The sequence below is a fragment of the Methanospirillum hungatei genome (genome assembly GCF_020216685.1).
GTDB classification, from domain to species: domain Archaea; phylum Halobacteriota; class Methanomicrobia; order Methanomicrobiales; family Methanospirillaceae; genus Methanospirillum; species Methanospirillum hungatei_B.
In genome coordinates this window covers 1-10,000 of record NZ_JAIWNS010000048.1, presented here as the reverse complement: position 1 = coordinate 10,000, position 10,000 = coordinate 1, and the positions used below count along the sequence as shown (strand labels likewise).

Genomic DNA, 10,000 nt, shown 5'->3' with positions numbered 1-10,000 from the left:
ACCAGATGGTTCCTCATCATAATCATCGATATATCCCTCCATAGGAGTGGGAGCTGTGGTATGCTGGCCCACAAACTCCACCGGGTTCCCCTTTAACGCCTGAACAAGCGGGTTCTCCGCATCATTCATACGTTCCCGTATATCAATGAGCAGGCGTTTAATCGAGGTCTTCAGCAGCTCAACCTCATCCCTGAGTTTAAGCAGTTGAATCTCCGGATCTTCGGCAGATGCCGAAGAAATGATGCTGTCGACCTGCGCCTGGTTGACTGGCATAATGATGTAATGATTGCAATCAGAAGTATAAATACATTTTTTGAACTTTTAGATTACGAGTCTTTGCTGGAAAGAAGTTCAATAATTGCCTGAATTTCTTCATGAAAAGAATAGAGGACTAAAAAATTATGGGCATAAAATTCGGTACGATCTCCCTCTTCTCATACATGGGTTCTGCATCCGTCGAATAGGAAGAAATGTTAATTTTTTCAGATGACAAAAGGGATTTTTACGTAAGAGCCACAAACATTATTTCATTCTATTCCAACCGTGTACTGAATGAACAGATTGGTTCCTCTCATCACTTTTTTTATAATTTTCATCCTTGTCCCCACAACCTTTGCAGAAACGGATGAAATGACAGCAGATGAGCATTATCTGATGGGTAATGCATTATCCTCCTTTGGCCAGTATGAAAATGCCACACATGAGTACCGGCTCGCTCTGAAGATGCGTCCGGGGTTTTCCGATGCACTCAATAACCTGGGAATCGTCCTGAACCGGCAGGGAAAATATGAAGAGGCACTCGAAGTTGCAGATGAAGCAGTCAGAGTCACCCCGCAGGATGCCGATGCATGGTATAACCGGGGGGTCACGCTTGGGAAACTTGCACGGTATGAAGAGGAGGTAGACTCATACCGGCAGGCATTGAGTATTCGTCCGAATTATTCCAGTGCATGGGAAAATATGGGAGCCTCATACTTTGACCAGGGGAAATTCGAGGAGGCTATTGCAGCATACCTCAATGCAACAACCTATGATCAGAATAATGCCGTCGGATGGTATTACATCGGGACGATATATGAAAAGATCGGACAGAATACACAGGCCATTGATGCATTTGAAAAAGCGATCAGCATTGATCCAAACCTCACCGTTGTGCAGTCCCGTCTTGAGACGGTGAAGAAAAACATCACTTCATCGATTGGGGATCATGAGAAAGAATCGGATAATACTACTGAAAATACCTCTTCAGAGCTTTTTTCAGGTCTTTTAAATATTCTGAAATAATTCATCCGATACTAATTTTTGCAACACTGATAATCAGCAGGAACAGAACCGGCTGATGAATGAGATAAATCAGAAGAGAGTGTCTTCCCAGATAAGCCAGAGAGAGTCCGAAACTGCTGGGGTCGCCAGAGTCATATCGCGGATTGCCACATGGAAAGAGGAACCGGCCTGCAGATAATCCAATAAGAAAGACTGAAAGCCATGGTATGAGTGGTGCATAATCTACCGAATAGAAATCTTCCGGGCAGATACCAGACCATGCAAGCCATAAGGGACCGGAAGGGAGGAGGTTTGTGTATGCGATCAGGATGAGAGCGGCTGCAAGGATAAGCCCGGTATAATTTAACCGGTAGAGGAGCGGGGTCAGAATAAGTGCTGTGCCGATGAGGTGCAGGATTCCAAATACCACATACCCCTCGCCATCCATCACGAACCAGGTGACGATGGTGATACCCATACCAATCAGGATGAGTTCGCCCCCTCGTTTGAAAAACGAAGAGATCTGATTCATCAATCCCGGAGTTTTTTGAGCCTTCAGGTGTGCGGATATTCCCGCAATACCAATAAACGAGATCGTGGTCAGCATCCCGAAGATACGAAGAAGACCTGAAAAGGGATCAGGCCCGGGCAATCCGAGAAATGCAAGATCTACAAAAAAATGGAACCAGATCATCATGAGAATAGCAATACCACGACAGGCATCCAGCTGTGGATATCTGCCATGGTATGATCCCATGACGGATCAGACCTGGGTCTTTCCACAAACCGGACAAAACTTTGCCACAGCAGGAAACCGTGAACCACAATGCATACAGTACCTGGGTTTCCCACTGTTTCCGCTAACAGGAGTTGTGTCCCTTCTTTTAAACCGGAGCGGGCTGATATTGGGTTTTTCTAATGAAATTTGTATTGATTCCGTGTCAGGTGCCGGAACTGATATACGCTGTTTCCCATTTTTTGGAATGGGCATGATTTTTTGTGGAATGGACTCCGGAGCCTTATCAACAACCGGACCTTTCGGTGCTGGTGAAATGACCTCTGGCACTTCAGGGGAGATTTCCACAGGAGCCGGGGGAGAGACAGGTTCCTGCTGATATTGGATGACGGGTGTTGGTGCAGGTTCCAGTTGTACCGGTGCAGGAATCTGCTCCTGAATCTCCTCAGTTTTTGGTACAGGAGAGACTGCTTCTGCATCAATTATCGGAGAGGGCACTGGAGCTGGTGCAGGAACCGGTAGAGGCCCTGCAGTACCGGGCGGGGAGAGAGAGACCGGTATTGGTTCGGGTGTCGGTTCTGGAGCAACCGGGAGCTCAGGTTCCTGATTAAGTTCCGGTTCAGGGGGATATCCATTAATGGCAGCAAACCATTCACGGCATTCGGTCTCTGGTTCAGCAATAAGTCCGGTAAACACCAGTTTCATCAGACGGGTCTGACCTCCAACCTCCATTGATACCGCCAGGGATGGCCGGTTCTTCTCATCCCGCTCCATCGCAGCACCCTGAATCATGGAGACAGGGATCTCCTTTGCAATGGTTCCTGCACTCTGCTGGGCACTTTCAATCAGAACAAGTCGGTCACTGGTCAGAATAGCAAGGAAATTGTAATTCTTGATCCTGATGCCATCACAATACCGGACCATGCTCTCTCCGATCTCAAGAATGCGGAACGGATTAAATTTCCCGCCCCCTGCCTCTTCTCCATCACCGCGGCGGAGGTTTTCAATGATGGACATTCAGATTGCCCCCCGAATCATTGCGGGAATTTCTGACAGCCGGTCTGCAACCGGGACACCGAGATCCCGAAGTCGTGCAATCTTGGCATTTGCATCACCCTCACCACCGGTGACTATAGCTCCGGCATGACCCATTCTCTTCTCAGCCGGGGCTGTTGTTCCCGCAATAAAAGCAACAACAGGTAGTTCTGCAGACCGTGCACCTTCCTCCTCAAGGTTACCACCAAGTTCCCCAAGGATGACAACCGCTTTTGTCAGCGGATCTTCTGCAAACCTTTCAAGAGCATCAGCGAAGGTCTGTCCGATGATGGGATCCCCACCAATGCCGATGATCGAACTCTGACCGATACCTGCTCTGGTCAGCTCATGAACGACCTCATACGTCAGGGTCCCGCTCCGTGAGATGACACCGACCGGACCCCTGGTTGCCAGATGAGCAGGCATGATACCCATGCTGATCTCGCCAGGGGAGAAGAGACCAGGACAGTTCGGACCGATGACCGTACAATCCCTCATTTGCGCATAGGTGACCGCATGCATCACATCATGAACCGGAATATGCTCGGTGATGGTTACCACAAGATCCAGCCCGGCATCCGCCGCCTCCATGATCGAATCCCCTGCAGCAGAACCGGGAACAAACAATACCGCGGCGGTTGCATTCTGTGCCTCGGCTGCTTCGAGGATGGAGTTGTATACCGGTACTCCATGCACTTCCTGCCCGCCTTTTCCCGGAGTAACCCCTGCAACCACACCTCTTCCGCCAATTGAACGGGCGTACTGGTTCATCCGGTCAATATGAAACGAGCCCTGGTTCCCGGTGGCACCGCAGACGATAACGCCGGTTTTTTTATCTGCATAGATCATGATGCTGCCTCCACCGCGGCAGTCACCGCTTCTTCCATCGTGTCAAGCATCCGATATCCTTTTGATGAGAGGAGGGCTTTTCCTTCCGCCTCATTTGTCCCCGCCAGCCTGACAATGATCTGCTGACTGACACCTGCCTCAATAATACCTGCTGCCACTTCATCACACCGGGTAATCCCACCAAGCAGGTTTACAATAATGACGGTCACATCCGGCATGGACCCAAGCAGACGGACGGCATGCGCAACTCTGACCCGGTCTGCTCCTCCACCAACATCCAGGAAGTTCGCAGGTCTGCCACCCATCCGGTTGATGAGATCCACGGTTGCCATGGTAAGCCCGGCCCCGTTGCCGATAACACCGATATTGCCATTCAGTTCCACGAACGAGAATCCATGAGCAGCAGCCATACGTTCACGTTCCGAGAGATCCCGGTTCTCCTGAATGCCATGACGGGCCAGGGCATTATCGTCAAGAATCAGCTTTGCATCTGCGGCAAACAGACCATCAGGAGTCATGACCAACGGATTGATCTCTGCAAGCAATGCGTCCTGTGACATAAAAACAGTATATAATTTCTGAATAATGGCTCCAATCTCCTTTGGGGCACCATTCAGAAGGTATCGGAGGGTGTATCCGGGAACTTTGGAGAGGAGGGGATATACGGTTGCTTTTCGTATTGCGGCAGGATTTTTTTGTGCAACTTCTTCAATATCCACTCCCCCCTCGGTTGTGAAGAGAATGACAGGCGCTTTTTGAGACCGATCGATCGTGATAGAGAGATAGTACTCATGCTGGATCTGAAGTTTCTCTTCGATGAGGATCTCTTCAACCGGGAGGCCTTTTATGGTGGTTTGAAAGAGTTTTTCAGTCGTATCCCTGATACTGGCATGATCTGCCATGAGAATGCCGCCGGCCTTGCCCCGTCCCGCTACCTCCACCTGTGCCTTGATCGCTGCCTCTTCGATATCCGGACTGACCAGAAAATCCGATCCCTTCTTTACTAGTACACCACGGGGAATTGGTATGCCTGCTTTTTGCAGGATATCCTTTGCTTCATATTCCTTTAGTTTCATGATGATCCACCCTCGATGCCCAACTCCTGTCCACGTCTCATTGCCTTCAGATTCAGATCCTCTGTCCCTTTCGGAACGCTGTCAAGGATGGCCTTCTCAAGAGCCGGACCGGAAACAACTGTTGTAGCGGTGGTTAATGCACCAAGCATGATAATATTTGCAACAATCTCCCGGCCAAGGTCTTTCTTTGCAGACAGGGTGGCAGGTATACCCACCCATGTGCATGAAGGCCGGTCATGCACCAGATCTGAATCCAGAAGCATGACCGCATCATCACGAGGGCTTTTTCCGTATTTTTCAAATCCCTGCTGACTCATGATAACATAGGTATCCGGATCCCTGACCTTTGGGAAGAGAATCGGTTCATCATCGATGATTACTGCACTCATCGATGCTCCACCCCTGGCCTCAGGTCCGTATACCTGGGTCTGAACCGCATATTTCTGATCATAGAGAGCAGCAGCCCGGCCAAGAATGACAGCCGAAAGGATGATGCCTTGTCCTCCAAACCCGGAGAACCGGATTTCATGCCTCATCTGGCACCCCCATGACCGGCCTTTGCCTTCTTACAAACTCCCCGACCAGGAATGAATCAACGGGAAGTTCAGTTCCAGGTGCAGCGCTCCGTTCCCATTTCTCTTTCAGGACTGCATGTGACTTCAGGTATGTCATGTAATCCACAGGCTCACGATATTTATTGCGCCTCCCGTACGATGTCGGACACTGACAGCGAACTTCTATCAGAGAAAATCCCGGAGTATTCAGACCGGTAAGCACAGAGTCGGTGAGTTGTTTCACATGAAATGATGTCCATCGTGCGACATAATTCGCACCAGCTGCCATGGCAAGCTCTGCGAGATCAAACGGAGCTTCATCTGCACCATACGGAGTTGTGGTAGAGGTCTTACCGATGGGTGTTGTAGGACTGCCCTGTCCTCCGGTCATGCCATAGATATGATTATTCATGCAGACAACGGTGATATCGATATTCCTCCGGCAGGCATGGATGAAATGATTCCCCCCGATAGCTGCGAGATCTCCATCCCCGGTAAATACCACCACATGGAGGGAGGGATTTGCCATCTTCACCCCGGTCGCAAATGCTATTGCACGGCCATGCGTGGTATGCAGTGAATCGGTCAGGATATACCCCGGAGCACGCGATGAACACCCGATTCCTGATATAAATATTGTCTTTTTCTGGTCCCATCCGGTTTTTTCAACGGCTTCGAGCACACAATTCATGATGGTTCCATTCCCACACCCGGCGCAGTAGATATGGGGAAGACGATCCTCACGGAGCCAGTCATCTCTCATAAAAGACCTCCTGCAGCCTTCACTGCTTCAACCAGTTCTTCAGGAGTATGGAGATCTCCTCCGATTTTGCTGACCGGGATGACCGGAACGCTGACATGGCGTTCTATCTCTCTTGCCATCATGCCAAGGTTCATTTCAGGAACGATAAAGGCCTTTACCTTCGGGAACCGGCTGAGAAGGCCCTCTGGAAACGGCCATACTGTCCGGAGCTGCAGATATCCGGTGTCAGGAAGCCGGAGGCGCTCAACTACTTCCCTGACAGTTCTGACCGGTGCCCCATAGCAGACAAACACATACTCTGCTTCCTCATTCACGATTGAATAATCTGCAATGTCATGTCGTGCATCTTCAATCTTTGAAACAAGCCTTCTGACCAGGGATTCATGTCGTGCAGGATTTGTAGTGTCCGGATAGCCACGTTCATCATGAGTCAGACCCGTGACCGGGATGTGCCGTCCGGTTCCAAAGGCGGCAAATCCGGAAACCCCGTCCGGGCCGGGAGCAAAGGGAAGAGCACCCTCTGGAAGTGGTTTTGGCCGCACAATCTCCACACTGTCCGGGATCTCGATCTTCTCACGCATATGTCCGATAACCTCGTCAGCCATGAGGAAAACAGGAGTCCTGAAACGGTCAGCCAGATTGAAAGCTTTTGCGGTCAGGTCAAAGCATTCCTGAACACTTGACGGAGCGAGGGCGATAATACTGTAGTCTCCGTGAGATCCAAACTTCACCTGCATGATGTCGCCCTGTGCTGCCATAGTAGGCTGTCCGGTTGAGGGGCCCCCACGCTGAATATTCACGATGACACAGGGAGTCTCGGTCATGACGGCATACCCGATATTTTCCATCATCAGGGAAAAGCCAGGTCCGGATGTTGCGGTCATGGATCTGGCACCTGTCCAGGCCGCCCCGATAACAGCGGCTATAGAGGCTATCTCATCCTCCATCTGAATAAAACAGGCCCCCTTGATCTTTGGCATACGGGTGGCCATATGTTCAGCCACTTCAGTTGAGGGAGTTATCGGATATCCGCCAAAGAAGGTACACCCAGCTGCAAGCGCCCCTTCTGCACTCGCAATATTTCCCTGCATAAAAGCAATCCGGCTAATACTCAATCACCACCTTCATTGGTTCAAAGGGCTTTTCAGGCACCCACCGGATTGCCTGATCAGGACAGATTAATGCACACACACCGCATAACCGTCGTCCGTACAATCCCTGGAGCCGGCAGTTCGGGCACCGTTCCGGCTGATCGAGGTCAGGAACATAAATCCCCCTGCGGTTTGGACGACTCCCCGGCCTGTAAATTTTATACGGGCAGACCATGGTACACAGGTTGCAGCCTTTGCACCGGGATTCGTCAATCTCAAGTTTCATATTCTGGTCGTACTGGTTGGATACATAGCCTGAAATACTTCATGTGCATGATCCTCGATCACGGCAAAGAGATCTCCGCCGTGTGCATCCATTGCAACGGTAAGCGGGAGCTTGTCAAGCTCAATAATCCAGACCGCTTCTGCCATACCAAGTTCAGGATAATGAACACCGGCATATTTCATCCTGGCTGCGGCAAGATTAGCGCACCCCCCGGTAAAGGCAAAATACACCGCCCGGGCTCTCAAAAGCTCCCTGACCTCTGCTGACATCCCCCCTTTGCCAATGATCCCTCTGATTCCGGCATCCAGCATAAAACCGGTCAGGCGGTTCATCCGGGCCGAGGTCGTCGGACCTGCAACGATGATCCGGTTATCGGCAACAACCGGCCCACAGTGATAGAGCACAGCCCCTTTCGGATCAAAAGGAAATCCATCCTCCATGATCCTGAGATGAGCCTCATCCCGTGCGGTATAGACAGTTCCTGAGAGAGTAACCATCTCCCCGGCCTTAAGCGAGAGGACCTCATCGCCTAACGGAGTCTGGAGATGTCTCATAGGAGAACCTCCACGGTTGCCCGCCGGGCAGCCCAGCACTGGATATTGACCGCTACCGGAAGAGAAGCCGTGTGACACCCGGCAGTTTTGATTTTTACAGCAAGGCAGGTGGTATCGCCCCCAAGCCCCATCGGACCAATCCCAAGCTGATTTACCTGATCACAGATCTCCTGTTCATAGTCGGTCATCATATCCACCGGTTCCAGCAAAGCCTCTTTTGCCAAAGATGCAGCGACATCAAAGGTTCCCCCGATTCCAACACCCAAAATGACAGGCGGACAGGGCCGCCCCCCGGCTTCCAGCATGGTCTCAACAACAAATTTTGGAATATTTCCCTTATCTGACGGGTTCATCATCCTGATTCTGGATACATTCTCAGATCCTGCACCCTTTGGGAGAGCAGTAATGGTAAACCGTTCACCTTGTTTCACATGGACCGGAGGCATGGAAAGGCCCGTATTTGTTTTTGTATTTTCACGGCTCAAGGGATCAACAAGGTTCGGACGAAGCGGAATGTGCTCTGTGGCGTTTTGAATTCCGGTAAAGACTGCCTCTTCCATTTCAGGAGTCCATGTCATACCATAAGGAACGGTGATATACAGTACCGGAATACCGGTGTCCTGACAGAGTGGGGCTGAACGTTCTTCTGCAAGACAGATATTTTCAAGAATATTCTTAAGTTCCTGCTTCGCGACAACAACAGACTCCATCTTCAGGGCCTCTGTCAATCTGGCCTTCACATCATCTGGAAGATATATTTCTGCATCACGGACTGCTTTCTCTGTGGCATCAGAGATCCGTTTCAAAAGGTCAGGATCACCGGATCTGGACATACCTGATATATCTGTCTGAAAGGAGGTATAGAACTGATCCAATAGAATCGAAAAAAGATTTCAGGAAATTTATGATTCCTGTTTCATCTCAATGACGAGATGGGTCGGGGAAGGGAGCTTATGACCACCGTGACGGAGGGCATCCTTGATCTTTTCAACACCTGCAGGATTTGAAAAGACGGTAAAGATCTTCTGGTTCTGCTGGCAACGGGCTGCAGTTCCGACTGCCTTCCCGAATGCAAGGCGCATACCCTGTGACACACGGTCAGCACCTGCACCGGTTGCCTGCTTGTTCTCACGCAGGACATGGTGTGGATAGGTCCGCAGTTTGAGGTGGTAGTTCATACGCCCCAGTTCCTTGTTCAACTTCCTGTTAATGCTCATACGGGCTGCTTCAAGAGCGGAGTGCCGGATCTGGCAGCTCTCATCCACAACCAGGGAAACTTCCATTGGAAATTCACTTGTCAGGTTCCCCATGTCAAAGTGTACGACTTTAACACCTGGGATACCTCCCATATATTCCTTGCGAGTATAGGCCTTCTTTGCAAGGTTTCTGTACATGCTGTTTGGTTTTCTGACCATGAACCCGAACTCCTGTATTGATATGTGCTTTTATAAATTGCCGGATTTACACTTAATCCTTTCTTCCTCTCGTTCCTCTTCTTCAATCATCTCGAGAAGACAACGCCTGAGATCGATAAACTCCTTGTTCGTCCTGTCACGTGGCCGTGATATCGGAATATTGACAATCTCCCTGATAACTCCTGGCCGTGGAGAGAGAACCACCACGCGATCAGAGAGAAACACGGCTTCATCACAACTATGTGTCACAAATAAAATAGTCTTCTTTTTTGTCTCCCAGATATCCAGCAGTTCGCACTGCATATGGTTCCGGGTCTGGGCATCCAGAGCGCCAAATGGTTCATCCATGAGGAGGAGATCCGGATCTGTTGCAAGTGC

General features: G+C 50.3%; 12 protein-coding genes and 2 pseudogenes. 1 reads left to right on the top strand and 13 read right to left on the bottom strand.

Annotated elements, in window-relative coordinates; genetic code table 11:
- Positions 1-273, bottom strand: a pseudogene (locus LDL35_RS02715) (hypothetical protein); the annotation flags it as partial.
- Between the two features lie 357 nt (positions 274-630).
- Between LDL35_RS02715 and LDL35_RS02710 the strand changes: the two are divergent.
- Positions 631-1,284, top strand: a complete 654-nt coding sequence (locus LDL35_RS02710) for a tetratricopeptide repeat protein (RefSeq protein WP_304019261.1) — start codon at positions 631-633, stop codon at positions 1,282-1,284.
- Position 1,285: 1 nt separating this feature from the next.
- Here the strand turns inward: LDL35_RS02710 and LDL35_RS02705 are convergent, their stop codons facing one another.
- From LDL35_RS02705 to LDL35_RS02650, 12 genes and pseudogenes are all read right to left on the bottom strand, one after another.
- Entirely contained in the window at positions 1,286-2,020 is a 735-nt protein-coding gene (locus LDL35_RS02705; RefSeq protein WP_304019259.1) for a heparan-alpha-glucosaminide N-acetyltransferase, read from the bottom strand.
- Between the two features lie 6 nt (positions 2,021-2,026).
- Complete coding sequence (locus LDL35_RS02700; RefSeq protein ID WP_304019257.1) at positions 2,027-3,016, bottom strand: hypothetical protein; 990 nt, start codon at positions 3,014-3,016, stop codon at positions 2,027-2,029.
- The gene (sucD, locus tag LDL35_RS02695) at positions 3,017-3,883 is read right to left on the bottom strand and encodes a succinate--CoA ligase subunit alpha (RefSeq protein ID WP_304019255.1); all 867 of its coding nucleotides are present in this window, start codon (positions 3,881-3,883) and stop codon (positions 3,017-3,019) included.
- Positions 3,880-4,959, bottom strand: a complete 1,080-nt coding sequence (locus LDL35_RS02690) for a succinate--CoA ligase subunit beta (RefSeq protein WP_304019253.1) — start codon at positions 4,957-4,959, stop codon at positions 3,880-3,882. The genes sucD and LDL35_RS02690 overlap by 4 nt, the downstream gene beginning before the upstream one ends.
- Positions 4,956-5,495: a 2-oxoacid:ferredoxin oxidoreductase subunit gamma gene (locus tag LDL35_RS02685; protein ID WP_304019251.1), complete on the bottom strand. Its 540-nt coding sequence runs from the start codon at positions 5,493-5,495 to the stop codon at positions 4,956-4,958. The genes LDL35_RS02690 and LDL35_RS02685 overlap by 4 nt, the downstream gene beginning before the upstream one ends.
- The gene (locus LDL35_RS02680; protein ID WP_304019249.1) at positions 5,485-6,276 is read right to left on the bottom strand and encodes a thiamine pyrophosphate-dependent enzyme; all 792 of its coding nucleotides are present in this window, start codon (positions 6,274-6,276) and stop codon (positions 5,485-5,487) included. The genes LDL35_RS02685 and LDL35_RS02680 overlap by 11 nt, the downstream gene beginning before the upstream one ends.
- On the bottom strand, positions 6,273-7,367 hold the full coding sequence (locus LDL35_RS02675) for a 2-oxoacid:acceptor oxidoreductase subunit alpha (RefSeq protein ID WP_304019247.1): 1,095 nt from the start codon (positions 7,365-7,367) through the stop codon (positions 6,273-6,275). Before LDL35_RS02675 ends, LDL35_RS02680 begins: the two co-directional genes overlap by 4 nt.
- A gap of 13 nt (positions 7,368-7,380) precedes the next feature.
- Positions 7,381-7,653 (bottom strand): ferredoxin family protein, encoded by a 273-nt coding sequence (locus LDL35_RS02670; RefSeq protein WP_011447165.1) that lies wholly within the window; start codon positions 7,651-7,653, stop codon positions 7,381-7,383.
- The gene (locus LDL35_RS02665) at positions 7,650-8,207 is read right to left on the bottom strand and encodes a FumA C-terminus/TtdB family hydratase beta subunit (protein ID WP_304019243.1); all 558 of its coding nucleotides are present in this window, start codon (positions 8,205-8,207) and stop codon (positions 7,650-7,652) included. Before LDL35_RS02665 ends, LDL35_RS02670 begins: the two co-directional genes overlap by 4 nt.
- Entirely contained in the window at positions 8,204-9,040 is an 837-nt protein-coding gene (locus LDL35_RS02660; protein WP_304019241.1) for a fumarate hydratase, read from the bottom strand. The genes LDL35_RS02665 and LDL35_RS02660 overlap by 4 nt, the downstream gene beginning before the upstream one ends.
- A gap of 69 nt (positions 9,041-9,109) precedes the next feature.
- Entirely contained in the window at positions 9,110-9,622 is a 513-nt protein-coding gene (locus LDL35_RS02655) for a 50S ribosomal protein L16 (RefSeq protein WP_304019239.1), read from the bottom strand.
- Between the two features lie 30 nt (positions 9,623-9,652).
- Positions 9,653-10,000 (bottom strand): annotated as a pseudogene (locus tag LDL35_RS02650) (nitrate ABC transporter ATP-binding protein); the annotation flags it as partial.